The 25,973-nt window shown below is 58.8% G+C and carries 20 protein-coding genes and 1 pseudogene; 10 read left to right on the top strand and 11 right to left on the bottom strand.

The window, feature by feature from the left end; all coding sequences use genetic code 11:
• Positions 1-209 (top strand): hypothetical protein (locus tag UP10_RS45610; protein ID WP_044588569.1); only part of this gene is annotated, 209 nt, incomplete at its 5' end.
• 1,387 nt (positions 210-1,596) lie between these two features.
• Here the strand turns inward: UP10_RS45610 and UP10_RS41605 are convergent.
• Complete coding sequence (locus UP10_RS41605) at positions 1,597-1,998, bottom strand: hypothetical protein (protein WP_044592956.1); 402 nt, start codon at positions 1,996-1,998, stop codon at positions 1,597-1,599.
• Positions 1,999-3,230: 1,232 nt separating this feature from the next.
• On the opposite strand from UP10_RS41605, the gene UP10_RS41595 reads away from it, so the two are divergent.
• A complete protein-coding gene (locus UP10_RS41595; RefSeq protein ID WP_044592954.1) occupies positions 3,231-4,217 on the top strand; it encodes an alpha/beta fold hydrolase in 987 nt (328 codons plus the stop codon).
• Between the two features lie 181 nt (positions 4,218-4,398).
• Here the strand turns inward: UP10_RS41595 and UP10_RS43810 are convergent, their stop codons facing one another.
• Positions 4,399-5,712, bottom strand: coding sequence for an adenylate/guanylate cyclase domain-containing protein (locus UP10_RS43810; RefSeq protein ID WP_082077573.1), 1,314 nt, complete (start codon positions 5,710-5,712; stop codon positions 4,399-4,401).
• Between the two features lie 280 nt (positions 5,713-5,992).
• Here UP10_RS43810 and UP10_RS41580 point away from each other — a divergent pair, with 280 nt between their 5' ends.
• Positions 5,993-6,892 carry an NAD(P)-dependent oxidoreductase gene (locus tag UP10_RS41580; protein ID WP_044592951.1) on the top strand — a complete coding sequence of 300 codons (900 nt, stop codon included), beginning with the start codon at positions 5,993-5,995 and terminating at the stop codon, positions 6,890-6,892.
• Between the two features lie 386 nt (positions 6,893-7,278).
• On the opposite strand, the pseudogene UP10_RS46885 reads toward UP10_RS41580, so the two are convergent.
• Positions 7,279-7,419 (bottom strand): annotated as a pseudogene (locus UP10_RS46885) (IS91 family transposase); the annotation flags it as partial.
• 1,173 nt (positions 7,420-8,592) lie between these two features.
• Here UP10_RS46885 and UP10_RS41565 point away from each other — a divergent pair.
• The 5 genes from UP10_RS41565 (at position 8,593) to UP10_RS46445 (ending at position 10,858) form a co-directional block, all read left to right on the top strand.
• The gene (locus UP10_RS41565) at positions 8,593-8,784 is read left to right on the top strand and encodes a hypothetical protein (protein WP_245322230.1); all 192 of its coding nucleotides are present in this window, start codon (positions 8,593-8,595) and stop codon (positions 8,782-8,784) included.
• Positions 8,785-9,791: 1,007 nt separating this feature from the next.
• The gene (locus UP10_RS41555) at positions 9,792-10,169 is read left to right on the top strand and encodes a hypothetical protein (protein WP_044592947.1); all 378 of its coding nucleotides are present in this window, start codon (positions 9,792-9,794) and stop codon (positions 10,167-10,169) included.
• Positions 10,170-10,171: 2 nt separating this feature from the next.
• Positions 10,172-10,318, top strand: coding sequence for a hypothetical protein (locus tag UP10_RS45025; protein WP_156180786.1), 147 nt, complete (start codon positions 10,172-10,174; stop codon positions 10,316-10,318).
• Entirely contained in the window at positions 10,315-10,665 is a 351-nt protein-coding gene (locus UP10_RS41550; RefSeq protein WP_044592946.1) for a hypothetical protein, read from the top strand. Before UP10_RS45025 ends, UP10_RS41550 begins: the two co-directional genes overlap by 4 nt.
• Positions 10,666-10,723: 58 nt before the next feature.
• Positions 10,724-10,858 carry a hypothetical protein gene (locus tag UP10_RS46445; RefSeq protein ID WP_283807727.1) on the top strand — a complete coding sequence of 45 codons (135 nt, stop codon included), beginning with the start codon at positions 10,724-10,726 and terminating at the stop codon, positions 10,856-10,858.
• A 1,967-nt stretch (positions 10,859-12,825) separates the two neighbouring features.
• Here UP10_RS46445 and UP10_RS41545 read toward each other — a convergent pair.
• From UP10_RS41545 to UP10_RS41520, 6 genes are all read right to left on the bottom strand, one after another.
• Positions 12,826-13,419 carry a site-specific integrase gene (locus UP10_RS41545; RefSeq protein WP_082077572.1) on the bottom strand — a complete coding sequence of 198 codons (594 nt, stop codon included), beginning with the start codon at positions 13,417-13,419 and terminating at the stop codon, positions 12,826-12,828.
• A 980-nt stretch (positions 13,420-14,399) separates the two neighbouring features.
• A complete protein-coding gene (gene ggt, locus UP10_RS41540; protein WP_082077571.1) occupies positions 14,400-16,181 on the bottom strand; it encodes a gamma-glutamyltransferase in 1,782 nt (593 codons plus the stop codon).
• A gap of 39 nt (positions 16,182-16,220) precedes the next feature.
• Positions 16,221-16,952: a helix-turn-helix domain-containing protein gene (locus UP10_RS46880; RefSeq protein ID WP_082077570.1), complete on the bottom strand. Its 732-nt coding sequence runs from the start codon at positions 16,950-16,952 to the stop codon at positions 16,221-16,223.
• Positions 16,953-17,236: 284 nt separating this feature from the next.
• A complete protein-coding gene (locus UP10_RS41530; RefSeq protein ID WP_044592945.1) occupies positions 17,237-17,506 on the bottom strand; it encodes a hypothetical protein in 270 nt (89 codons plus the stop codon).
• A gap of 439 nt (positions 17,507-17,945) precedes the next feature.
• A complete protein-coding gene (locus UP10_RS41525; RefSeq protein ID WP_156180784.1) occupies positions 17,946-18,272 on the bottom strand; it encodes a hypothetical protein in 327 nt (108 codons plus the stop codon).
• A gap of 406 nt (positions 18,273-18,678) precedes the next feature.
• A complete protein-coding gene (locus UP10_RS41520; protein ID WP_156180782.1) occupies positions 18,679-19,392 on the bottom strand; it encodes a helix-turn-helix transcriptional regulator in 714 nt (237 codons plus the stop codon).
• 968 nt (positions 19,393-20,360) lie between these two features.
• On the opposite strand from UP10_RS41520, the gene UP10_RS41515 reads away from it, so the two are divergent.
• Positions 20,361-21,743 (top strand): sensor histidine kinase, encoded by a 1,383-nt coding sequence (locus UP10_RS41515; protein WP_197087030.1) that lies wholly within the window; start codon positions 20,361-20,363, stop codon positions 21,741-21,743.
• Entirely contained in the window at positions 21,740-22,330 is a 591-nt protein-coding gene (locus UP10_RS41510) for a response regulator transcription factor (protein WP_044592941.1), read from the top strand. The genes UP10_RS41515 and UP10_RS41510 overlap by 4 nt, the downstream gene beginning before the upstream one ends.
• Before the next feature lie 239 nt (positions 22,331-22,569).
• Here UP10_RS41510 and UP10_RS41505 read toward each other — a convergent pair whose 3' ends face one another.
• Positions 22,570-23,691 (bottom strand): Fic family protein, encoded by a 1,122-nt coding sequence (locus tag UP10_RS41505; protein WP_044592940.1) that lies wholly within the window; start codon positions 23,689-23,691, stop codon positions 22,570-22,572.
• Positions 23,692-23,912: 221 nt separating this feature from the next.
• A partial coding sequence (locus tag UP10_RS41500; RefSeq protein WP_050044074.1) for a DUF3363 domain-containing protein occupies positions 23,913-25,973 on the bottom strand: 2,061 nt, incomplete at its 5' end.

Here is a 25,973-nt window from a genome sequence, read left to right as displayed (position 1 = left end):
TGGTCGGCACGCTCTACAGTTTCTGGAACGGTGTCACCGTCGCCGCCGTCACTAGCGGCGTGCTTTGCTTTCTCCTGATCGCTAAGCACTACTTCCCTCAGGTCCAACTGACCAAGGTCAACGACCTGACGTCGCGCGTCGACCGGCGTTGGCCGCCACAGCGGCAACTGCATCCATGCTTCATGCTCGATAGTTACTTCGCCGCCTAGGGCGGCGATCACAACATATCCGGGCGCCCCAAATCGCGGGAACACTGCAGCGCGGCCGTTGTAAGTGCGTACCGCGTCCAATTTATCCATTGGGGCTTCCGCCAAATCTTCGTAAACCGATGTTGATTACGCCGCGCGTGCCCAGGGATCGATCGCCGCCAACTGCCTCTCCAACATAGAGATCGTTCGTGTGAGATTGTCGCGACGCGATCTCAAATGCTCCGTTAGCGTCGAGCAGAAAGCGCCGACCTCATCGAGGTTTGAGGATAATTGCTCCTCTTCCGCGATATCAGAACTTATGAGTTGAACTCTCCAGTTGAGGTCTGCAAGTAGCGCCTGTAGCTGCACTGACCCGGTAATTTCAGAGTGGAACGCTTGGCTCATAACGGTTGCCTCAGGCTGAAACAGACCCGGTCCGGGTCGATGGGCTTGAGGGGCCATGCAAGAGCAGCGCCAAACGGCGATCGTTCCGATCGCAGCCGCTCCTCGGTTCCAGAATTAACCGCCAAGCGCAGTATCAAGCTTAATTAGCGACTTCAGTTGCATGTCGCGCTTCGACAACTACGGTTGCCTGCATCGGACAATTGTCCCCCTGTCTGGGTCCACCATGGCGAAGTCGTCGCGCCAACATACTCGGCGCGGCGGCTTCGTTGGCCAAATGGACGATGAAAAATGCGCAACATCTTGTCGAGGTCACTCGCGACAGTGACGTGGATCGCCCTCCTCTCGCTGGTCGTCGCAGGCATAACGCGGGCGAGCGTGTACGCCAAGGAGCGCCGATTACATGACGGTGCAATTGCTCGCTCGGATGCGAAGCTCAAATTGTTCACGCGAAGCTCAGGCTGAGTAAATGGCCGTGACCCCACAGCCGGCTTGGCAAGAATGTTGGCACGTGTGGACCGTGCTAGTTCCCAGGCGCACGATTACAGGACGACTAGTCTGGGGCCGCGTTTGGCGCAGGTTCAATGGAAGACGCTGGATTTACAAGCGCCTCACGACATTTGAAGGGTGATATCGCTGTCTTCGATCGAAGAAATCCAGCGGCGCTCAAGGCCGGAACGGCGAGCAGTCCACCGGACGCGAATTGACCATGGCGCAGCACTGTTCTTCGTGGAGTCGACCGGCACACTCTCGTGCACAGTCCGCGACGCGACCGATCACGGCGCAAGCATTCGCCTTCGTGATATCGGCGCTATGCCTGCGGATTTCGAGCTATCGTTTGATAACTTCCGGACGGCCCGCAAATGCCACCTCGTCTGGCGAGACCTTGATTTTGCCGGCGTGCGCTGGAGCTGACTTGGGTGTTAAATTGCTGCTATCCGCGCTCGCTGTAACCTGATCCGCCGCGACCTGACGCCGGGCGAGAACGTCGACGCCGAGGCTGCCCCTACCGTGATTTTCTCTGTGGCAGCTTGCTCAAATCGAGCGGCTGAACCAGTTCAGTTATCTTAGCCGCTTGATGATCAGTTTCTTGCATCAACATGAGCGTCGCGCCGAACCGTATGTCGGGCTGCTGCTTTGCGGAGCCCGTGCACGATGCCATTGTTTGGGTCGACCGACCTTCGAGGATCAATTCGACGCCGTCAATTCCGAACAGCGTGATTTGTCCCTGTGTGTGCCGTTGGGTTCGGAGGACAGCGTGGAACAAATCGCCGTCTTGGCGATAGGTGCCCGAGTACGAGAAAAAGAGGTCTCGCCCTTCTAAGACGCCGTCATTGAGGTGCAGCGTGCCCGTGCCCGGGCCTTCTGTAGTCTGGTACCAAACCGTATAGTCGCCATTTCCAAGCATTGGTGGTTTCTTGCGAACCTGAATGCTGAGATCAAGTCAGCTATATTTTAAAGATAAAGTATATCTCGTCTCATCCTAGAGAGAGGCCCCCTCACGTCGCTGCGCAGGGTTAATTTAAAGTCTCGAAGGCCTGGCAGCCACGTTAGTAACCCCTGTCGCGCTTCGGCTCTTGAGTGGCCATTCCAGCCCTGACGAGGGCATCCTCCGCCGCATGACGAATGTCCCTAGCAGCCTTCAAAGGACGCCGAATATTGGGATCTTCCGAGCTACTGTCAAAGGTGATCAGCCGCATGCAATTAGGACACTGAACCTGATAGCCGTTCTTGATCCGATTGGCTCGGTCAGAAAAAGGCTTCCGGCAATTTGAGCAAATGATCTTGATCCGATCGCTCATAAGTGCCCTTTTTCTGCCGCGGGCCGCATCCAGCGCCTACCTACTGAAAATGCCGACAACAGTTTTCAGGATCGCGCGGCGTGCTCCCGCGCAGGCAGGCATCAATGACTCGCCGACAGCATTCGACGGCTGGCCAAATCCTGCAAGTCATGGGTGCGCACTGGTCCCTCGCCTCTTTTGGGACGTAGCATGAAGATCAAATTCTAAGTTTTTGACCCGAGTATCAAAGAGAGTGGACCGATCGTATTCATAATTCGTCAATCAAATCCAGATCGATTCTGTGAGATCTGCGCGTTGGGACGGCCCATGGGATTGATTAATAGACTGAGCTGGCTCCGACTTAGAATGCGAGCGAAATCGTGACGGGACTCTTAGAAAGCTCATGTACAAACCTTGATCCAAAGATTGAGATCGTAAGCAAATGGCCGATATCAAATGGAAAAGCGGGACGTTGGTTAAAGTCCTCTCTAGCAAACAAGTGCTTCGTGTAGTTGGCTACGACAGCGTCGGATCGGTCATCTGCGAATTAATCGAGAATCAAGACCGGCCGCTTCGCCTATATGCGTCACCCTCTCTTTTGACGAAGCGCGGCGTCGAGCACTAATCGGGTCGAATACACCTGTTGAGCGGCGACATCCGATTGTGGCCCGTTTCGGACCTCTGCGGATGTCAACTCACTGGGGTCTCGCGGACTTGAGCCGAAGGGCCATCTACTTCCGAGTTTGACCCATTTCGGACTTTTGCGCTGGTTCGGGCCGGGATGGTTATGGTTTGATGGTCAGGTAAAATACCGATCCGGAGAACGGGCGCGGACCAATTGAACCTTGGAGGGCTGCCAATGGATATTTCCACCCGCACCATCGTGGCCAACGGCATCTCCCAGCAGATCGCCGAGGCCGGCACCGGTCCGCTAGTGCTGCTCTGTCATGGCTTCCCAGAGTCTTGGTACTCTTGGCGGCATCAGATCAGGGCGCTTGCCGAGGCAGGCTATCACGCGGTCGCGCCAGACATGCGTGGCTACGGTGGGACCGGCAAGCCACACGATATCGAGCAGTACACCTTGCTTCATCTCGTCGGTGATATGGTCGGCGTCGTTAACGCGCTCGGATACGACGATGCCGCCATCGTCGGTCACGATTGGGGCGCAACGGTTGCTTGGCACGCCGCCCTGTTGCGGCCAGACGTCTTTAGGGCCATCGCGGCCTTAAGCGTGCCGTTCCGCCCGCGAAGTGCCGCACCACCAACCAGCGTGATGCCACGGACGGAAGCCGCGATGTTTTACCAGCTTTATTTCCAGGAGCCGGGAGTAGCAGAGCGCGAATATGAGCGAGACGTCCGAACCGCAATCGTGAACACGATGATCGGTTTCTCTGGTGATGGTGAGCCGGGCAATCCGCTCTACGACGCTGGAATGGTGCCGAAAATCGGACGCTTGTTTCCGGCAGCGACTCTGTCAATCCTGCCGACTTGGCTCACCCAACAATACGTCGATTTGGCCGTTAGCGAGTTTACGCGCGACGGCTTTCGCGGTGCCTTGAACTGGTATCGCAACGTGGACCGAAACTGGAGTCTGCTTTCTCCATGGGCTAGCGCGAAGATAATCGTGCCCGCAACGTACATCGTTGGGGACCGCGACCTACTTTACCGATTTCCGGGCATGTCCCAGTTGATCTCAAACCTCAAACAGCACGTTCCAGAATTGCGTGGAACGGTAATACTCAAAGGCTGCGGTCACTGGACGCAGCAGGAGAAATCCGAAGAGGTCAATTCGGCGCTGCTCCTGTTCCTGAAGAAAGATTACCGAGCAGGCGAACACAGCAAGTAACCTCGAAACATATCAGTCGAACTTTCCGCTGTTGGCCCGTTTGAGATCTCCCGATTGGCGCGGCGCATGTCCGCTTATTGGGGAAGACCAGAAATTCCCCGCTTGCTGTCAAAGTGACCGAATGACCCAAATCGGGCATTCTAACCATTGAGAGGTACGTTAGATAGAACTTTCCGGCTTCTCAGCGTAAAGCATGAAAGATACGCAATTCTTCTTCGAGACCCTTGATGGCGCGCGGGCCGAGGTCGGCAAATATCAACCCGGAGCCCGCAACAAGATCCTTGACAGTGCTGGAGACCCAAACCTCGCTGCTCCCCGCGAGATGACTCACGCGGGACGCAATGTTGACGGCAATCCCGCCGATGTCATCGTCTTCGCGAATTTCGACTTCCCCGGTGTGAAGGCCAGCGCGAACGGCAATCCCAAGTGGCCGAACGCCGTTCGCGATAGCCTGAGCGCATCGCACGGCGCGAGCCGGTCCATCAAAAGTTGCGAGAATGCCATCGCCAAGGGTTTTTACCTCCCGTCCGCGGAACCGCCGCAGCTGACTGCGCGCGAGCGAGAAATGCGCGTCAAGGACTGATCGCCACTCCGTATCTCCGACAGCGGCAGCTTGCCGCGTGGAGTCAACGATATCGGTGAAAAGGACTGTGGTAAGGACGCGGTCCGGTTCGAACGGTTCTTGTGCGATGTTTACGAATTTTCGAACTTCAGCGAGCACAGCCCCGCTTTCCTCAAGCCAAACAAGATGATCCTTGCCCGGCAATTCCACCATCTTGGCATTCGGTATCGCCTTAGCCATGTCACGGGCGTTTTCCACCGAACAGCGAACGTCATTCACTCGATGAATAACCAACGTCGGAGCCTGTATGCTGGAGAGCACGGGCGTAACGTCTATTTCACTGTTCATCTGACGCAGTTTGATGACGGCCGACGGACTGGCAGAAAGGCGCTCGAAGCGTGCCCACCAATCGCTAAATTCCGGATCGCGAGCCAGACCGGGCGCGAAATCAGGTAAAGATGCACCCGTGCCCCAGCTTGCCAGGATTTGTGCTTCAGCGAGCTTTGGGTCTTTGTAAGATGGGATCGAGTTTTTTGCATTCGAGTAAGACCCTATAAGCACAAGTCCGCTCACCCGTTCGGGATAGGTGGCTGCGAAAAGTTGAATCATCGCGCCACCCTCGGATATGCCTAATAGCACCGCACGATTAGACCCAGCGGCATCCATAACGACGCGGATGTCATCGATTCTCTCGTCCAGTGTGGGGAAGCCCACGCTGCGGTCTGATAGACCGGTGCCACGCTTGTCAAAACGGATCAGGCGGGCGAACGATTCTAGCCCGTGAAAAAATCGGGCATGTCGCGTATCTTCCCACATGTGTTCAAGGTGAGAAATAAAGCCTGGCGCGAACACAATGTCGATCGGGCCGCTTCCACTGACTTGATAAGCGATGAAAATATCGCCACTTTGAGCATATTTTGTCGTTGGCAACATAATGCGGCCTCTTCGAGGGATGTTGCGGCTGATGCGGACGCGAGGTCAAGAGGCTTCCCTTCCGCTAAGTCAGAAGACCGGTGGTCTTCTCATGGCAACTCGCGATACCGTCTCGTGTCAGAAGACAAGTATTTGCAGGCCGCGGCGGTTGGCAATGCGACTATTTCTACGCTTTCGACGCCATCGGTCGATCGAACCCAAAAGGAGGCATTGCAAGCAGGGACCACGGCGCGCAGGACTCGCTAAAACTAGTTAAACATCGAAATTGCAGGGAGTCTCAATGATTAAATCGTCACAACAGACCGCAGAATTGGGTTTTATCGGCATTGGACGCATGGGTTTGCCCATGACCAGTCGGTTAATAGCAGCCGGCCATAAGGTATACGTGTATGATCTTGATTCAAATAAAGTGATCGCCGCCGAGAAAGCTGGAGCGAAAGCTGCGAAACACCCCGCTGAAGTTGCGGATAAAGCCGAGATTGTATTCTTGTGCCTGACCGACGGGGCTGCTGTCGAAGAGGTTGTATTCGGATCCGATGGTATTGCCTCGGTTCGATGTCCACCAAAAATTGTCGTCGACCTTTCCTCGATCCACCCGGATAGTACTCGGTCGATAGCAGCTCGATTGAAGGTGGCAAACGGCATGGCCTGGATTGATGCTCCTGTCTCGGGCGGCCCCAAGGGCGCAGCGGAAGGCACCTTAGCGGTCATGGCGGGCGGTCAGGAAACCGAAATAGAGCGCGTCAGGCCTTACGTCCTCGCGATGGGGCAGCGCCTCACCCGTATGGGCGATGTTGGAGCCGGCCAAACCACGAAACTATGCAATCAGATCGTCGCGGCCTGTTCAATGGTGGTACTCGCCGAGGCAACCCGGCTCGCAGTAGATGCTGGTATTGACGCCTCCCGACTTCCGGAAGCGTTAGCTGGCGGCTTTGCGGATTCAATTCCGTTGCAGCTCTTTGTGCCCCGCATGGCCAAGGACGCTGATGAACCTCAGATTGGTCCCGTATCAATCATACTCAAGGATCTCGACATGATAGCGGATGTAGCTCGAACCCACAGTACGCCGTTGCCGATGGCCGGATTAGCCGCGCAGATGTTCAGGTTGCTAAAGGCGGCGCGTGGTTCTCAGGCGGACGTGCTTGAAATTTACAAACTTTCCGAACCGAAGCTTTCGTAGTCCGACCGACCAAACGAGGCCTGTCTCGCGTAGCCATGTCGCATGTTGTGAAGGGTTTCGGATGCCGGCCGCATGAATGACGTGGCCGCGAGTTCGGCGGCCGGCGTCCGAAAGCCTCCAAGGGAGGAAAGCGCGCTTGGGGAACGTGCGGCGGTGCCGCAGGCGCTATGGCGATTTGAGCGCCACGGGTGATCCGACTGATTGGAATCGCGCCGATACAACGAGATGTTCGGCGGTTGAGCGGCTGACCAATGAGCTGCGGATGGGGTCGCACGCGATGAATTGTCGGACGATTTGAGGCGACAACTCTATATCTGAGCGCGCTCTGCCGTGGCGGGTCGAGAGCCGGCGAGCGTAACGAGCAGATTTGCGGAATTGAAGCGCGATCATGATGTGTCGATCCTGATGCGGTTCGTTGGAGTTGTCGGGCGATGCCGTGGCGTACAACCGCGTTCGAAGACCTCGATGACGATCATGCGACCGCCGCAGCATGGACAGTTCGGCTTGCCGGGATCGACGGCGGCAGCGGTGGTCCACTATCCGCTGCTTGGTCCCGGTGAATCAGCGGGAGCGCGCGGACGATCGCCGCAGACGCTGGCCCGCCGCTTGCTGATATAGACGTACTGGCAATTATAGAGCCCCAGCCTGGAACAGGCCGCTGCCGGGACGTGTATTTTGAGCGCGGCGGCGCATCGTTTTGGGATTCGCGGTCAAGTCGGTTCCCGTGAAGCAGTAGTGAAACAATCCGCGAAATCCACCAGCAACAATCCCTCCCTACCGTCACTCCCATTGCATTGACCATCGGAGTTTTCAATGATTGCAGTTTCAAAGCCCACAGCCAATATCGTCGCGTTACGCCCCGTGTCATGGCTGACCATCGTTGCGCTTTTCTGCGTTGTGGGACTGGCAACATCGCTCCTCTTCGCACGCTACGGCATCGGCATATGAGGCTGGGGAGGCCCAGCGCATGGACCGCGACCATCTCAGGCAAGACCCGGTGCACGCCCACCGGGATACTGCCGAAGGCAGACGCTCCATAGCTCATCAAGAGGCGCTGATAGCGCATATGGAACGGGACCGCCACAATGCCGGGGAAGCCCGAAAGATCCTGGCGGCATTGAGCGACGCGCAGACACTTCACGAGCAGGAAGTTGAGCGCCTGCTGAGAGTTGGGGTAGTTCGCCTCGGCTGGTACCCCTAAGTAGTGCTCACGGAACGAAAAGCCCCGCAGAAAGGACCTGCCGGGCAATTCGTAAAATATGATTACGTTAAAACGATGCGCCGATTAAAAGCCAACGCGCATTACATTACGATGAATTTCGCGCCAGCATGATTGCGGAGACCCCATCGGTGCACACAGGCGTTCACCGATGGGCGCGCAGATCGCTGGGTGAACCGGCGCAGCGTCATCTTCGCATGAAAGGCGGTGCCAGGCAGATGCGAAGTGGTTCCGGCGCGCGGCATCTTCAGCTTTAATGAAGCGGGGTGTTAGTGCCCCCAACCCCGACACTCTAAGCTCACGGCCTCAGTCCTCCCGACTGGGGCCGTACCTGTTGCGGTGTCACCGCGAGCGGATCGGTAACTGCGGATTAACCGGTCGCGGTCACCTTTATTGCGACCTTCTGGTGGTCACGCGCATTGAGTCAAAGCCGTCGCTGGGAATTCTCCGCGGCGGCCTTTTTTTTCGTAGGATCCCCGAGATGGACTATCAGGCCTTCACAGGCGAAAGCCTCACCATGATGTACGCGGCCGTTGGCGGCGTGCTGGCTGCCGATGATGCAGCTGAGCGCGACGGCGGCGAGCCGAAGTTCAAGGTGCGGGACACACCGGAGTGGAAGAAGCACGCGGCCGATCTGGAGGTCGAGATGCTCAGGCGCGGGATGCTATTCTAGTGATCGATTGGTTCGAGGGGCAGGAAGCTCTGCCCTTTGACAAATAGAAAGCCATGCGCCTCGGGACAGTATCGCGGCATTCACGCAACGTCTCGAGCTAGGCAATCGCCGGGGTCGTTGGCGCCCGCGGTTGTTCTTGCTCTGCGGCTATGCACAGCCTTTCCACAGGCCGCGAGAACCGGATAAAGATCGCACCGTGAATTCAAGCCTCTAGGTCGGGTCAGCGTCTCAGTTTTGCAACACTCGGAGGTTTCGTTAGCGGACTGGCACAATTTGGACTCCACACCGCTGCAATCTCGCCTCATTGTCCACGCCGAGGAAATTCAATGGGGACGTTCATGAAAGACGCAAATACTTGGGCATTGAACCCAAAAAAGATCCAAACCGCAACGTTGAAGCGGCGGGCTCTTAGACCAAAATCCATCAGAACAACGGCGAAGACAAAGGCGCGGGGCCTGCAGGTCCGCGCCATTGTCGTTTCACCCCCGCAGCCGCCTGGCGTGTGAGGCCAGCCGCTTCCGGTGCGATCGTCGACGGCGCTTCATGTTGGGCTTCTCCGTTCCGCGATCATCCTGGCCAGCCCGGTAGGACCGCCGCAAATCGGCCAGTCCAGCGCCACGCGGTTTTCTTCTGCGAACCGCATGAGGTCGTAATGCCTGAGCCGCCCCTCGCCTTCGCGATCGCCGACCGCGGCAGTCCATCCGCTGCCGCTATCAGGTCAAGCCGGCGTCTGATCTCTGCACGGTGTCGTGCCCGCTCTTCCCGTGCGGTGGCGTTCATTAGCGCCTTCCGCTGGTCGTCGAGCAAGGCCTGCGCATAGCCATCGATGTAGCTTCGCTGGAGTGGGTCAAGGCGCTCGAGCTTTGCCGCGAACTCCTGCTCCAACAATGAACGATCTGGCGTCGTCGGAGATGCGAATGGGTTCGGTACGGGAAACTTGATCGGGTTAGAGCCGGGCGGAAGTCGCAACCTTCCCCTCGGCTCGTTTTTAGGGTAATGCCTAAAATATGAAGAAGTCAATAAAGGTAATGCCTAAAAAGCGCCGCGGGCGGCCTGCTACAGGCAAGGACCCACAGATAGTCGTCCGCATGCCTTCAATCTTGATCGCCGGGATCGATGCGTGGGGCGTCGCTAACGGTATTGTTCGTTCCGAAACCATCCGCCGGCTGATCGAGCTCGGCCTAACGGTGAAGCCGAATGGCCGCTCCCCCAGCGATTCCCAAAGATCGCGCGCGCGCGAAATGGCGGCCAAGGCCATCGACGGCATCATTCCTAAAAGCGCACCGCCGGATGAACAGGAGAGCCGAAAGCTGCGCCTTGTGAAGGGGCCGGAAGAGTTTCGCGAGATCAGGAAGGATCGATCCAAGAAGAAGCCCGGAGGATGATCGTGAGCGACGATCTCCTGGTCAAACTGGTCGTCACCTTCATTGTCTTGACCGGGTTTCTCGTGTGGCAAGCGTCCGAACGAAATCACCAGTCCGTTTACCAGAACTGCGCCACGGATCTCTCGGCGAGAAGGGCCGCGCCTAAATGAGCTCGTTGACGCCGATCGAGGGGCCCTTCTCTCGTTCAGTTTTCGTCGTCGAAGCTGATCGCCAGCCAATCCTAGCCATAGCTGCCAAAAAACATTCCGAGGCCGAGGCTTTCTTTGCCGACGAGAGGGTTCAAGCCAAACTCAAATCACTTAATTCGAGCGGCAAACCTGTCTACGATGACTATTCAATTCTTCGTATCCGCCTAGCTCATGCAGGCGAAAGAGTTCGCTACTACGACGCGCGAAATGCAGCGGCAGATCGGGGGAGGATGACCTCAATGAGCGGCTGGATCATCGCAATTTTCTTGGGCGTCTTCCAAGTTGCGCGGTGGCTGTCCTGGTCGTGACCGCGACTCAACATCCGTTGGATTCGCAGAGACCGCGCCCGATACCTATCTTCCAGACATGCCCATCAGGAAGCCCCTGGAGATCCCGCCCGAGGCCGCACGGCAATTCGCCGCCGACATGCAGGCTTATCACGCCGAGCACGATGTCCATCACCACGCGCGCGCGGAATATCCCTGCCGGATGGCCGCCTAACGGCGAACGATGTTTTTGGCCAAATTTTGCGCGTTAGCGCCCTAATGCCGTAAGTGGTTTCGGATCATGGGAGCGGTCTTGTCGAAGGAGCAGAAGTCTAAGGGCGCAGCGGACGCATTCCGTCTCCTACGGGCGTTGCGTTCGATTAAAGACCCGTCGGCAAGGCGGCACGTTGTCGAGACGGTCGAAAATGGCGGATGAAAGCCGGGGAGGCCGCGGACCATCCGACAACAAAGCCGGAGCCAGATGACGAATGAGATTCACCGAAGCGCGCCCCTACGCTGACCCGGAGAAGGCCGCGTTCTGGATTTTTTTTCGAAATCACCCGCAGCGCCCAAAAAGCTACGCCGCCGGGCTCGAAAAGAGCTGTCCCGACGGCGCCCACAACTGGGCCCCTGAAATCCCCAGCAGAGCCCAACAATAGCATCTGCCGTGCCGCACAATTGTGAACTGGTTCACAAATGGGCCAGACTTACCCCTGTCGCGGCGGGCATCGCTGAGGCCTTCAGTTTCAATTCCGCCGGCCCTTCCCCGATCTTTCAATCTCCACAGTCTCATCGGCTTTGCGCGCTTTCTCTAGAAGTGCGTCTCGCTCCGCTCCCGGTGGCAGTTTCTCGGCGGCTTCGCGATTGATCCGCGCGAACGCCACCAATCTATCTAAAAGCGAAACGCGTCGTTTGCCTTGTCCGGTCAAGTCTCCCTCCCGAGAGTTAACCCACGGGATCAAAACCCATCCGATGCTCGCTTGTCTTTGAGCTGGCGCTTTGGCGCCTGTGGATTACCGGGATAACTGCTTGACATGGCCGCCCCGGCCCAATCATTGGGCTCGACTCCCGGCGTGCACAGGCGTCGAATTGTAACCGGCGCTAAGCCCACAGCGCGCCAACCCAGCCGCATTGGCCCTCGCTGACCCCCTCAGCGGGGGCCGTTGCATTCTGGGGTATCGGCGAGGCACCGCGCACAGATGCGGATTGACGGCCCGTTTAGCTGGTATCCATCATCTTCATGGCGCGCCGGCGGCATGCCCAGCGCCGCTGGCGGCTCACGCCCTGAGTCCCCAGTTCGCCAGCCAACTGGGAAAACCCCGCATCCAGCCTGCGGGTTTTCTTTTGAACCTTTCTCCGGCATCAATTGTCCAACAATTGAAGCGCCCTTTTGGTCCCCAACCACGCTTCAAAGCCCATAAGAAAACCCCGTTTCCCCCAGGCGGGGTTTTCGCTTTTTTGCGGTTGCCGCGGCTCGCCCCGAGGCTCGAGAATAGCTATCGAAATTCTGCAAACGCGACGCAACCGGTAGGAAGCCACCAGCCCGACTTATCATTCAGCACACGGATCGACGCACGGGCTCGGGCTGCGCTGCTGTCTTGCAACACATCCGTAAATCCGCGGGATTCTTAATCCTTTTCTCCAGCATCAAGCTTAACCCGCGACTCCATTTGTGCAAATTTCGCAACTGCGTAGGTTGCGTCCATCGGACATTGCCCATCGTCCGGGACCACCATGGCGAAGTCGTTGCGCCAATATACTCGACGTGGCGACTTCGTTCGTCTTGCTGCCTGGAGTATTTGATGAAACCTGTTTCCGCCTATGGCACCAGCGAAGCCGTGACTTCAGATAAGAACAACGTGAGGGAGCTCTATAGCGAGGTCCAACGTTTGAGAAGGCAGCTTCGTGCGCTTATGCCGGGTTCTGCCGCTGGTCCCGCGTTAGCAACGGCAGTGGATGGCCGTAATCAGAGCCACACGGTTCGCTAAAGGGCCTGGCCTGGCTTGAAGCTGAATGCAACCTCACGACCGCCCGCGAGAAGCGTTCGGACCCAGCGTGACCTAATCGGCCGTTGATTCAACCAGGGCTGTGGCGCCGTTCAACGGAACCACTTCCTGGCTCCAGTCAAATTGGTGGGCTTCTCCTGACGCGAAGCTAAGCGGGACCCGTTGATTTCACTCGGCCGCTTGGAGCGTCTGAGGGCTATCGAATGCCATCAGCGTGTTGCGCGCCAGATCCTCCGTCATGTCGATGATGCTTCTCGATCATCTCAATCGACGTGTCGTGCAGTTCCGCAACGAGCCGCACAGGCAGGTTCTTCTTCAGGCGTCGGACAATCGAGCTATGGCGCAAAGCGTACATGACCGTGTCGGCCGGAATGGCCGCGAGAGCGACCGTCTTCGCCCACAGTTCGCCGACCTCATCGGCACGGCGCCAGGCTTGGCGCTTGTCCTTCGTCCAATTGCCGGGGCCGCCGGTCTTCCGATAGCTCCACCGCAACAGCAGCGGTTCGTCGTCGCCGCGCCCGTCGATGGTTCGGTTTAGCCGCTCCATCACGTCAATGCCCACGGGGACGGCCACGCTCGCCCCTGGTTGGCGATTTTTGCCCTTCCGAGAGCTGGGCATCATGATGCGCGCATTCTCGATTTGGAAATCAAGAATGGAGAGGCGTGCGATTTGCGAAAACCGTGCGCCGGTCGCCGCGGCTGAAAGAACGAGCCGGCCGAAGTCGCCATCCGGGTCGACTTCAGGCGAGAATGCAGCTTCCACGGCGGTTCGAACTTGTGCATCCGTCAAGGGCTGGCGCCGCGGCGAAGACGTGACGGACTCGGCTTCGGTCCCACGGCGGCTGCGTTTAGGGCCGCTCGAAGGTCGTTCAAGATCCGGTTTTTCGACGACGGTTCAAGTTCGTTCGGCAGGCCTGCGCGCCAGTCCAAGATATTCTGAGCCTCGAGCCGGCCCAGCTTGAGGGCCGCAAGCTCCTGGTCGTTCATGACATGAAGTTGGAGCGAGCCTTCCGAGCCGCTTCGACCAGCGCGCGCCTTGCGCATGTCGACGTAGGTTTCGACGGCAAGCCGCCTGTTGGTATTTTCCGAATGGCGGCAGCCTCGTTCGTAACCTTGACTGAGGCCGCCTGCTGTTTCCCCCAATTCAGGGTTGCTTCGGTCGCCCGCGCGAAGCTAAGCGAGCCTGGCATGGCCTGGCCTGGCCGCCATCGGGCCTGCCGACCCGCTCTTCGATGCGCTGGCCGTCGAGAACGATCTTGACAACCCAAACGCCCTCGCCTTTGACGGTCCGACGAAACCCAAGCGGCAAACCCCCGCGACCGCCGCTTACACCAAACCAGTAGGGATTCTTGCGCGGCTTCAGGCGAGAGCGCTTCGCCGGGGTATCGAAGGCGCAGGAAGGCATGGAAACGTCCCACAGTTCTGTCTCACAGAGGGGGACATGATGCCGGTGATATCAGTAAGGGAAAAGGCAATATTTTCTGAACGGTATAGGCATCACAGGCATCAGAAACGCCGAGAAATTCCCTTCGCGGTGGAAGCTACTGAAACTTCCGCCGCTTAAACGCGGCGACATCGGCGCGGTCAAGCTTGAACCATTCCCCGTTGGCCCGCTTGGCCTCGAAACGTCTGTGCCAATACGCCTCAATCCCCGAGGGGTCGTTGGTTCGTATAGCGACATCCGTGATTCCCAACCGCTCTTCACGACTTCAGTGAACCCAGATCACGCGTGATTTGGGTGAAATCATCTTGAACTTTGAGTTGTTGGGCTCATTGCCAACTGTTGTCCGTCGCGCCGGCGTCCATTGCCCGGTCGACCCCGAGCGCGAGGGCATCCGGGCGTCGCGTGTCAGCCGCGCCCAGGAACCGAGCTCCTTCGATCATGATCGATTGCGTGCTGCCCATGGTCAGAGACGGCTTGATCCTGTGGCCCTTGGCCTCGAGCAGGGCCACCGCATCCGGACAAAAGCCACGCTCGAGTTCGAGCGGCGCATCGCCGCCGCCCTGATTCAGACGCGGACGCCCAGCCGCCTCCGCAATGTTGAGACGGTGGTCGATCACATTGGATAGCAGCTGCACCATGGTCGCGATGATCGTGTCACCGCCCGGTGTGCCGGTCACTAGCCATGGCATATCGCCCTGATAGACGATCAGGGGCGTGATCGTCGAACTCACGCGCTTGCTGAGTGCGGGTGCGGTCGCTGGAAAACTGTTGGAACGCTCGCCCCACGCGAAGTTCTGCAGCGAGTTGTTGAGCAGGAATCCCGTGCCTGGTGCAACCACATGGGCACCATAGGAAGCACTGAGCGTGTAGGTGTTGCTGACCACGTTGCCCTGCGCATCCGCGACCGAGAAATGAGTCGTGTTGTGGCTCTCGGCCAGATACGGGTTGCCGTCGACCAGCTTCTTCGCATCGAGGGAGACGTCGGGATCGATCAGCTTAGCGCGATCCGCGCCATAGGATTTGCTCGTCTGTCCCTCGTTCACCATCCGGCGATCCGCGGCAACAATCTTCAGCGTCTCCGACAGAGAGTGGAGATTGGCGGCACTCCCCCACCCCATCCGATCGACCGGGAAAGTCTCGAGGATGTTCAGGGCCTCGATCACGCTGACACCCGAGGCTGGCGGCGGCATCGCCGCGATCCGGTGCCCACGATAGCTGGACCAGACCGGTTCGAGGACACGGACCTGATAGGCCGCAAGATCGGCCGCATCGATAATCCCGCCGTTCGCAACCATCGCAGCGACTAATTTCTCAGCCACCGGTCCCCTGTAGAAGCCATCGGTGCCGCGATCGCGAATCTGTGTCAGCGTCCAGGCCAGGTCGGGCTGGCGGAAGATCTCGCCTGGCCGGTACGCGCTGCCGTCGGGTTTGAAAAATGCCGCGCGGGCACCGCTGTCGCGCGCCATCGCGCTGGCCTGGTCTGCGGTCGCCTTGGCCTCGTCGTCGCTGAGCGCAACGCCCTGCCTAGCCAGATCTATCGCAGGCTGAACGACAGCTGACCAGGGCAGACGGCCAAATCGATCGTGTGCGGCCCATAAGCCCGCCACCGTTCCGGGAACGGCGACGCCCTTGAACGACCAATTCTTCCCCCAGTCCAGCTTGCCCTGGCTATCGAGCAGCAGCCCCGGGGTCAGGGCATGTGGCGCAATCCCGTAATAGTCGATCGCAACAGTGACGGCCGGACGGTCGGCCCGCGCTGCCATATGCACCAGCATGACACCACCACCGCCGAGATTCCCCGCACGCGGCAACGTTACGGCCTCCGCAAAACCGACCGCGACAGACGCATCGACGGCATTGCCGCCGCGCCGCAGGATTTCGACGCCGACGCGCGTGGCAGTCTCGTTTTGACTCACCACCATTCCGGCCCTTCCGATAACGGGATGATGAATCTGATCGTAACCGACGATATCCCCGCCGCTTGGACCGGAGCGTTCCGTAACGGGCGCAACAACGGATTGACCCAGCGCCGAGAGCGGCAGCAGCGTCGCGCTCGCGGTGACCAGATACCACGCGGAGATCACGCGTCGTCGACGAATTCCCACCATCACCTCACAATCCCCCCGCAGCTACTGACATTGGCCCTTTCAATCGCGTTGCGGCGCAGGACGCCGCAAACGGAAGAGGTCGTACCCCACTCGGGCATCTGGTTGCCCATCGCCTTCATCCCGATAGCACCTCAGCTTTTCGCGCATCGTGCGGATCGAAATTCCGAGCATAGCAGCGGCGCGGGTACGGTTGAAGTGAAGATGGCGCAGGGTCGCTAGGATCAGGCTGCGCTCAACGTCAGCTAACGTGCCGCCCACGAGATTCGAGATCAGGCCATAGGTGCTCACGGACAGATGTACGCCCCGGTCGAGCGCGAGATGGCAGATGATGTGATCCACCAACCACTCTTCGCTCGCCGTTTCGATCGTCACCATCCCGAGCTTGCGTCCATCGATAGCGAAGACGAAAACTCCCCGCTTCGGATCAAGCGTGACAACGCCGTGCCGGCCGATCAGGAGACGCGGCTCAGGGTCGACTATCACGCGGAAGTGCGGGGCGGCTTCGGGTGCAGCTTCATTGTGATAGATCACACGGAGATCCTTGCAGACCGCCTCCAGCCGGGCCCTCGCGATGGTGGTGAATTTAACGGTCTCGTGCGGTCGACCCATGAGGTCGTCGCCCGGTCCCGGATCTGATCCGCAGCGCTTCCCGAACACAACCCTCGCCGGCGGAACCGCCCCGGCAGAAGTTGAAGAGCCCGGCCAATCATCAGCCGAACTCTGATCCGGTTTGAGCCTGCGCCGGCCGAACACAGACGGCAGTTGATTCATATGGGACCCCAACACCGGACCCGGGCGAAGCCGCGACCTTCGGTTCTGACGCCTGTGAGGGCAATGATCACGTTGGGCCTGCCGTTCGAGTTCAGCGCAAGTCCGACGGCCCTGGAGGGATCCATCACGACGAACCAGGCGGCGGCCTCCAACCACACCGCCCGGATGGGTTGCCCACTCTGGGGCCACGGGATGGGTCGGACGGCTTCAGCCGTGACGTCATTGTTCGCACCGATTGAACGTCGTTCGTCGACAGACTGGACCGGCTCTCGATGGCTTCATCGTCAGCGCTCGGTCAAGGGAGCCGCAGGCGTACCTCGCGCCCACCAACCGATGATCAGACCAATCATCAGTGCGATGAAGACGCCCGCGGCGAGAGATATCTTACCCGCAAACAGAAAGCCCATAATCGCTCCCGACAAAGCGCCAACAAAACAAGCAACTAATCCTTCGGGATGCCCCTCTTCCGGACGATCCACTTCAGCGTCATCCAATTGCGGCCGTGGTATCACTCGGGACTCATGGGATACATCGAACTCAGAGTACTTTGTCATCAACAGACCTTACCTAAATCTTGCTCGACGTCAGCGCATCTGTGCCCGCAGCAACTCGCCGCCTTTCTGCTGCCGTTCCGCTGTCGCTTCACCAACACGACGTCAGACACCAACTCAGATTCGAAACGTGTCGTCGTGAACGCTATCGCGTTACACAACGCGCAACACTCCCAATCGGGAGGGACGCCGACTGCGACGTCGCTGCGACAAAAACTATTTGAGCACTACGCGAGATCAACATGGTCACGCGACGACCTGACCGCTTGACCGAGCAACCAGCCATTGCTGCGCTCAAGAAAAAACCTCCAGCAGGACATCGCTGGAGGTTCTTGGAGGTTTGCTCGACAGGTCTCCGTTCTTGTGAACTGGCGGAGATCCGACTGCGAGCCACTACGCCGGCCGCGGCTCGCTCCGAAAACGTCCTTCATCGGCTCGCGCCTCAGGACCTCCATTGCGCAAGCGCAACCACATTTGCCGGAAGCTGCTTGATTGAGTGCAATTCCTTGAACTGTCGCGCCATCTCGGCGTAGCCCTGCGCAATACGCTGCTCATCGAGCCCCACCCCGTGCTCGTCGGTCAGCAGCTTCGGGATTGCCTCGACCAGGGCAGCGATCTGCTCGGCGGACGCATCGGATAGCGACCCGACGCTCGCCAGCATTGACGATAGCCCGTTCCGATGGCCCCGGTGAAAGACCGGTCGCAGCAGTTCCATGTGCCGTTGTACGAGCAAGTCGATTAGCTTCGCGAACTTTTCGCTTTTGTCCATGTCCCTATGCATCGCGTCCCGCTCTCAATGTAAGTTCTGCTGCGATCTAGAGACACCCCACGCTCGCAGGCCAAATGGCTACTATCGTGGCTAGATAAAGTGGCGACCGCAGTCATCTCTAAGAAACGGAATGCCGGTCGCGACGCCTCGGGGCTGCGTCTTAGTCAAGCGGCCGCGACCGGCAGGTCTTCGAGCATGGGAGACACTCGTCAACCGCGCTCACCCTAGCCAATCCGGTAGCGTGCGAACCTCCCAATTGGGAGCATGAAGTGCAACTTCTCACGCCAGACGGCACGCCACGATTCTTCATCCTGGCTACCGCCGCGAGCAGCACTGCAAATTCCAGAGAATACCATGAAACGCCTCTCCGTTCGGGCCGGTCCGCGCCGCCGAAACCTATGCCGCCTTAAATGAACGGCAGAACGTCTGCCACCCATTCGATCAAGGACCCACACGAAGCGCAGACTGCAAACCGGCCAAGCAAGACACATAACTCGGCCTGCTTCTTTGTCTGCGTTTTCTGGAAAATGACCTTGATCCGCTGCCGCGCGTGTTCGTATGTGATGCCGATTCTGGCCGCAGCGTCCGAAAGGCTACCGCCGCGCACAATTGAAATGCAGAGGCGCATCTCAGCGGGAGTCAACCTATAGAGCGATCGAAGCGCACCGTAATCTGCATCGGCTTTGCGAACGCGCAAATCCCTCATGATCACCAGGACATTCGCATCTCCGCCCCTAAGTTCGCTGGCGGTGGTCGACGGAATGCGTCTCAGCGAAATAAGCCAGTGGTGCTCGCCATCGATATGTCCGTGCTGATGGCTTTGCGCTATCGCCGCCGCTGAAGCGGCCGAGCGAGCGATTTCGTCAGATAGCCGGACACAAGAAAACGAGACCCGCCCTTGGCGAAGCCGTAAAATCCCGTCGTTAGAGAAGATATCCATAGCGGTCTTATTGGCATCGACCAGGCGCATCCGAGTGTCGACAATCAATGCTGGCCCTTCATCGCGATTCACTAAGGCGGTCACCAGGGTGGTCAACCGGTTGAGTTCCTGCGGACCAACCGAAACATTAACCAGTTGTTCGACTAGCCCGTCTCCGATCGCCACGCCTGCATCGTTCATCGATAACGTCTGCCTCATATCGCCGGCCGCGTTCACAGCGGTGGCGTCAGTGGATTCTCACATACGACTAAACCGATAACTGATTACACCGACGATATCGGTCCCTTGGTACTCTTGGCTTGCGCCGGCGCGCCCTCTGGACGCGTTTTGTCACAGGCGCGCGGCACACCGGAATCCGTAATGGTACCGAGATCAGCTGATGCCCTTTCCTCGCGTCGCCACGCGATGGACTCGCAGAAACGGGATCTGTGCAACGGCGCTATGACCTAAGGCTTCTGGGCCGGCCCATCGGCCATTAACGGTTACGAAGTCGCGCTTAGAACCCCCTTGGTCAAAGGCGACGGCTGCACGCGGCGGCTCAGGGATCCGGTTAGGCAAGAAGTGGCGACAACGTGCGCCCACTGGGATACCGCAGGCTAATGCGCAGCACATCCTGGCCAGTAACCGCAGCATCCGGAAGAATCCAGTTGCAATCGTTAACGAGATTGCATCCCGCTCGATAGCGAGATCAGCCTGTCGCCCTCCTAGAACTTGTCCGATCCGTTACCCTGATATCGATGGCTCAACCCACTACACGCAAAAGCCAAACCGCGGCGTTGGTTTCATCCGGGAGATAGCGTACAAAACTAGTTCCGTTGCCCTTTGGAAAAGCCAATATCACGGCGACTCGTGTAATCGGGATCGATTCAACGAGGCTGTGTAAACCAGGCCGCGGCGGCGCGCTCCTGGTGAGACGATGCGCATCTTGAACAGCAAGTTGGTTTACTGGTTTGAAGCGATACCTCCTCAGCACGCCATTCCTCCAATGGGTCTGCGTCAATCTCTTGATCGTCGGGCTCGTTACGTCGATCTCAATCAATAGATTGCGAGACGATTTCGCGAACGAAGCGCACTCCGTAACAATGCACCTCACGAGTCGATTTGCGCAGCACGTCTCAAATCTGCACGCCTTGGAGGCCGTCTTAAAATTGCCCGACGGCAACACCGACCCATCATTCACGCAGATCGCTAGTGCCATCATGGCAGCGATTCCCAGGATCGATAGGATCCAGCTTTACCAGTCCGACTATGGCAGAGCGGGAGCTCTCTCGGAACGGATCAGCATTCCCTCCAAGACCGACAGGCTCAAGACCGAGTCCGACTATGCGTCAGTGCTCAGCCTCATGTCGAAACAGCCCGAGGACACGCCAAAGGTCTACTCTCTTCCGGCCATACCCGATCATTATGTGTTGGCGGTACAGATCGAAAATGAGAACGTTCCTTCTGCGATTCTGCTGACCATCGACGCTCAGCAACTCGTGCGATTCGTCAACGGGCCAGAAAAACTTGAGTTCAATTTAAGAATTGGAGACGAGACAGTCTATGCGCGCCCTCCTCACGATCACGGTTTCATCTCAAGGTATCTGCCCTGGCTCACGGCGGACCTCAATCCTGAACGCATGGGGCACGATCTTAAGATCCGCATCAATAAACACGTCGAACTTGATGACGTCTTGAACTGGCGCGAGATAGCTCTTCTCTCAATCGTCTCACTAGCAGCACTGATTGCGCTTCATTTTGCTATGCGTCAGCGGGCGATTTCCGCCAGCCTCTATAAATCGGAACTGTCCGCACGACGACAAGTGGAACTGCTGCAACACGAGAATCGCCTAGTCCAAGCATCCCGCATCAATGCCGTTGGCGAGCTCGCGTCGGGGATCGCGCACGAGCTCACACAGCCGTTGACCGCATTGCTTAGCCAGAGCGAGGCTGGCCTGGCAGCGTTGGGTCGAACAGAGGATCTCGACCAGGATCTCGTAAGACATGTCTTAACCGCAAATGCGCGCGAGGCGCGGCGGGCCGGGCGAATTCTCAATCGAATGCGCGAATACATCGTTGGCAAGGATACTGACCTCAAGCCGCACGAACTCAATCCAATTGTACTCAATATGATTCAACTTGTGGAGCATCAACTGAAAGACTGCAACATTGACCTTTTCGTCGAGCTTGCCTCACCATCACCCAGATCGGTCGTGGGGGCCATCGAGCTCGAACAGGTCATCCATAACGTCCTCAGAAACTCGATCGATGCACTGACAGACGACCTTTACGGCAATCGAAAGATCCATGTCCGGACATTCAGTCAGAACGACAAAAGTATCATCGAGATCGCAGACAATGGCCCGGGTTTGTCCGAGGATGTTCTCAGAAATCTGTTTCGGGCATTTTTCACCACCAAAGAGAACGGCATGGGATTGGGGCTCTCTCTCTGTGCGAAGCTGCTTGAACGCTCCAAAGGATCCATCACCGCTAGCAACAACAGCGGCGCAACCTTCCGGATCCAGTTGCCCAACGAAGGATCAGGGGCATGATCTCGCGATACCCGGTCTATCTCATCGACGATGATGATGCGGTGAGAGAGGGTCTTTCACTGCTGTTCCGCGCGCACCAAATGACCGCTGTGACCTTCGCTGACCCGCAATCTTTTCTGGCGCAAGTCAACCCCAGCAGGCCAGGCTTCCTCCTGGTCGATCTGAAAATGCCGCAGGTCAGTGGAATGGATCTCCATCAGCGCCTGCTGGAGCGCGGAATCAATTGGCCATTGGCGATCATCACCGGTCATGGCGACGTTGCGGCCTGCCGCTCCGCATTTAAGTCCGGTGCTGCGGACTTCTTGACCAAACCGGTCCCAGCGGAAACGCTGTTCGCATCTATCTCCGCAATGGAGAGCCAGCTCGATGCGGCCGTCGAGCGCCAGGGCGCCGAAGCCTTGCTTTCAACCCTGACGCCTCGCGAGAGCGAGATTTTGGACATGATCTGCCTTGGCCTAGAAACCAAGGAAATCGCAAATGCCCTGAATATATCGCATCGGACTGTTGACTCGCACCGCGTCAACATATCCACCAAACTGGGTACCAGTTCGATCGCCGAACTCGTCCGCATGGTCCGGAGCACGTGACCGACAGTCGTCGGGCACAACTCTGCGCAGCGCATTCACCACTCCGCTCATAGCTCTATCCTCGCGATCATGCGATTGACCGGTCAATTCCACAGCCAGGCATGGCGATGGTCGAGACGTCCTGTTCAGGTCAGCCGATCGGCGAAACAAATCTGCAAATGCCTAGAATATCCGCGTGACGCGCGACCAGAAGATCGACCACATCTGACAAGTCTTCATATTACTGCGCGTACATCTTACTATTGCCCACGCCTATCCTCACCAAGACTTAATGCGTACCGTGTGTGCCTAAGCTCACCCGTCTTAGTGAACGCGCCTTTCTCAACCAGGTCCTGCAGGTCGCGTGTGGCAGTGGCGCGTGAAGTATCGGCGATTTTGATGTAATTGTTTGCCGACAGGCCGCCTTTGAATCCGTCCATACCTTCCTTGAACATGCGGGTGATGACCTTGTTCTGGCGCTCGTTGAGCTGGCCTTTGAAGGTCTCACAGAATCTCGCTTTGGCGACGAAGAAGTCGACGCGCTCGATGGTGTTTCGCTGAGCTTCGAGGATAGTGTTGGCGAAATACGTCAGCCAGGCTGTGATTTCGAGCTCCTTATTGTTGCGTTCAAGCGCTGCGTAATAGTCCTTGCGTTTACGTTCGATGGTGTAAGCAAGCGCGATGAGGCTGGGCTGGTTCAGATTTTGCGCGAGCGATTTCTCGGCGAGCGCGCGTCCGATACGGCCGTTGCCGTCTTCAAATGGGTGGATACACAAGAAGTGGAGATGCGCGATGCCAGCGCGCGTGAGCGCGGGCAGCGGCGTCTGGCCGTTCGGCGCGGTGTCGTTGAACCAGGTGATGAAGCGGATCATCTCATCCGTCATACGCTTGGATGGCGGCGCTTCGAAATGCACCATGCGCTTGTAGTCAGGGCCGGAGACGACCTGCATCGGGTCTTCGTGCGTACGATAGCCTCCAATGACCCTGATTTTTTTGTCGTCCGCGAGCAGCATCTTGTGCCAGGCGAACATGGTTGCGTCGTTGAGCGTATTAGCGAAGTTGCGATAGAGATCGACTATCATCTCAGAGATGCCGCGCTCCGCCGGATCGATGTTCGGCGTTTGTGGACCCAGGCCGAGTTGATGGCGCAGCGATGCCTGAACGCTGTCACGATTCAGGATCTCGCCTTCAATCTTGGAGGTCTTAACCGCCTCTTCGCTGATGAGCTCAATTTTTAGGACCTCCCGATCGCCCGCGCCGATATGCTTGCAGGCGCCCACGAACTCACCGGATTGGACCAGAAATGACTGCTCCAGCGGAGCCAAAGCCTTTGATTCATATAAGAAATTCGGCCAGTCAGGCTGTTCCCAGCTCCACTTCATGAGGTATAGAACTCCTTTCTATAGCTCAAAATATGATATTTTATTGAGTTATAGAAACAAATTCAATAACTCATGGGGCCTGGCTCATTGCCGCTGGGTTAGTCGGTTTACGAGCCCACCAGCTCTATCTCCTTCATAGTGTCCCGTCTTCTTCCCGCTTTGGGAAATCGGCGATCGGAGTTTGGCAGGCACAAGTATGCGTGGCGCCTTCACCACTCCGCTCACAGCCCCAATCCTCGCGACCGTGCGAATGACCAGTCGACCCCGCCGCCTGGCGTGGCGATGCCCGAGATGTGCTGCCCGATGCGCTTGTCGAGGACGGGCTGCCACGGCACCATGCTGAAGCCAAGGCCGCCGTCTCCACTAAGGCTCTCGATCATCGCAAACCGGCCGGCGGACAGTTGAGTTGAGCCGACAAGCTGCCCGCTGATGCCGTTACCGGGAACCGCGGGCCGCCATTGTAATCCGCGCTCAGTGGCCAGCGCCTTGCCGGATCGTTCGATGTCGACGGTCTCGAGGCGCTGGAGCAGGTCCCTGGGTGCTCGGATATTGCCGGTGCCAATGTCGGTGGCATGGCCCATGTTGACCAGCGCCTGCTTGCGCTGCTCCAGTGCCACCCTCACCTCCTGGCCGAACCCTTCGCCAGCGAGTGCGGTGCGCTGGCGGGAGACCAGTTCGCGGTCGAGCCAGGTCGCGCCGTCATGGCCGATCTGCTGGTTGAGGCCGGTTGGAGACAGCACACTGATCCGGACGTTGGCGCGATCCCGCGCCAGATCGTAGGCCTGACCACGCTCCGGGAGATCGGCAGGAACACGCCAGTGATCCGCGTCGATCCGCTCCGCATGGCCGGCCCGGCGCAGCGCCTCCAGCCGGCGGACATGGGAGCGGACAAAGGCCTCCGGATCCCCCCCGATACGGTCGATGGTCACGCGTGCCCGCTCCAAATGCTCGGACGGGCGATAGACGCCCCCTTGGCCTGCGACCTCCACGATATTGCGGTCGGTGGCACGTGGCCCAGGAGGGGCGGAGCCGGCTGCGACGATCACGCCCCGACCGACGTCCTCGGCCCGGGTGGCATCCATCTCGATGTGATGCACGCGGCCGTCCACCCCGTCGATCACCAGGCGGACCCGCTCGCCCATCTCGTCCCCGCCGAGCCCCTTGTCGAGCACCCGGCCGACGATGCGCTCGGTCGTGGTCTCGCGGTGCACGACGTAGCTTGCGGGAGGCCGATCCCGGACCAGGTCCTCGCGTTCCAGCGCCCGGTGCATGGCCTTGATGATGTCGCCGCGCTCGCCAAGCTCTCGCAGGGTTGGCTCGGCCTTCGATGACACGATCCATTGACCAGCTTCGACTTCGGTCGCCAGCCCCATGCGTTGCAGCTTGTGGGCCCGCTCGATCAGCAGTGCTTGGTTCTGGCGGAGCGTATCGCGCATGTCCAGGTCGGGGCGCAGGTCGGTAAACTCCCTGCCCTGTTGCTCGGCAACCAACATCCGGTCGAGCCGGGTGAAGCGATCGGCATCCACCTCCCGCTCAAGCTGCTTTGCCACCTCCAGCTCGCTCTGCCGGCCCAGTTCCCGGGTCACGGTCTCGCTGGCCCGTGCGCGGACGCCATGGGCGATGTAATCGCCGGCAATGTTGAGGGTCTTGCCGTCCTCGGTGACGCCGCGAACGACGATGTGGCTATGGGGGTGGCCGGTGTTGTGATGATCGACCGCGATCCAGTCGAGCTTCGTCCCGAGGTCGGCTTCCATCTGCTTCATCAGATCGCGGGTGGTCTGGCGCGGGTCGGCCAAGTCCCCGCCGTCCTCGGCTGAGACGATGAAGCGGAACTGGTGTCGGTCCTCGCGGCCCCGCTCCAGGAAGGCGCGGCCGTCCTCCACATCGCGCCCGGCCGAATAGACCTGGCCCTTCTCGCCATCCCTGGTCACGCCGTCCCGTTCGAGATAGCGCAGATGCGCATCCACCGCCTTGGCGCCGGCAAACTGCCGCCCGCGGACGGCGCCGCGCTGCGGGTTCAGCTTGACCACACGCGCCTTCACGGCCACCCGCCGTGAGCGGGTGCGTCCGCCGCTTCCGTCCCGGCTCCACGCACTCCGATCCTTCAACGTCAGCGCCGCTGCAGCGCCCCTGCCCCGCGCATTGAACCGGCCGCCGCCCTTCCCGGTGTCGCCAAGTCGGCTCGGATTGCCGCCTGCTCGCCGGATCGCCTGATGGACCTCACCGATGAAGCTGATCGGGCGTCCACGCGCACCGCCGATCCGGCGCGCGGTTGTCCGCCC

The organism is Bradyrhizobium sp. LTSPM299 (assembly GCF_000938235.1).
Classification (GTDB): Bacteria; Pseudomonadota; Alphaproteobacteria; order Rhizobiales; family Xanthobacteraceae; genus Bradyrhizobium.
This window is presented reverse-complemented; position numbering and strand designations above follow the sequence as displayed.

Excerpts from the sequence above, each read along its gene's own strand:
- UP10_RS41605 (WP_044592956.1), bottom strand. The coding sequence starts at position 1,998 with ATGCTTGGAAATGGCGACTATACGGTTTGGTACCAGACTACAGAAGGC.
- UP10_RS41595 (WP_044592954.1), top strand. The coding sequence starts at position 3,231 with ATGGATATTTCCACCCGCACCATCGTGGCCAACGGCATCTCCCAGCAG.
- UP10_RS43810 (WP_082077573.1), bottom strand. The coding sequence starts at position 5,712 with ATGTTGCCAACGACAAAATATGCTCAAAGTGGCGATATTTTCATCGCT.
- UP10_RS41580 (WP_044592951.1), top strand. The coding sequence starts at position 5,993 with ATGATTAAATCGTCACAACAGACCGCAGAATTGGGTTTTATCGGCATT.
- UP10_RS41565 (WP_245322230.1), top strand. The coding sequence starts at position 8,593 with ATGGACTATCAGGCCTTCACAGGCGAAAGCCTCACCATGATGTACGCG.
- UP10_RS41555 (WP_044592947.1), top strand. The coding sequence starts at position 9,792 with ATGAAGAAGTCAATAAAGGTAATGCCTAAAAAGCGCCGCGGGCGGCCT.
- UP10_RS41550 (WP_044592946.1), top strand. The coding sequence starts at position 10,315 with ATGAGCTCGTTGACGCCGATCGAGGGGCCCTTCTCTCGTTCAGTTTTC.
- UP10_RS46445 (WP_283807727.1), top strand. The coding sequence starts at position 10,724 with ATGCCCATCAGGAAGCCCCTGGAGATCCCGCCCGAGGCCGCACGGCAA.
- ggt (WP_082077571.1), bottom strand. The coding sequence starts at position 16,181 with ATGGTGGGAATTCGTCGACGACGCGTGATCTCCGCGTGGTATCTGGTC.
- UP10_RS46880 (WP_082077570.1), bottom strand. The coding sequence starts at position 16,952 with ATGAATCAACTGCCGTCTGTGTTCGGCCGGCGCAGGCTCAAACCGGAT.
- UP10_RS41530 (WP_044592945.1), bottom strand. The coding sequence starts at position 17,506 with ATGACAAAGTACTCTGAGTTCGATGTATCCCATGAGTCCCGAGTGATA.
- UP10_RS41525 (WP_156180784.1), bottom strand. The coding sequence starts at position 18,272 with ATGGACAAAAGCGAAAAGTTCGCGAAGCTAATCGACTTGCTCGTACAA.
- UP10_RS41520 (WP_156180782.1), bottom strand. The coding sequence starts at position 19,392 with ATGAACGATGCAGGCGTGGCGATCGGAGACGGGCTAGTCGAACAACTG.
- UP10_RS41510 (WP_044592941.1), top strand. The coding sequence starts at position 21,740 with ATGATCTCGCGATACCCGGTCTATCTCATCGACGATGATGATGCGGTG.
- UP10_RS41505 (WP_044592940.1), bottom strand. The coding sequence starts at position 23,691 with ATGAAGTGGAGCTGGGAACAGCCTGACTGGCCGAATTTCTTATATGAA.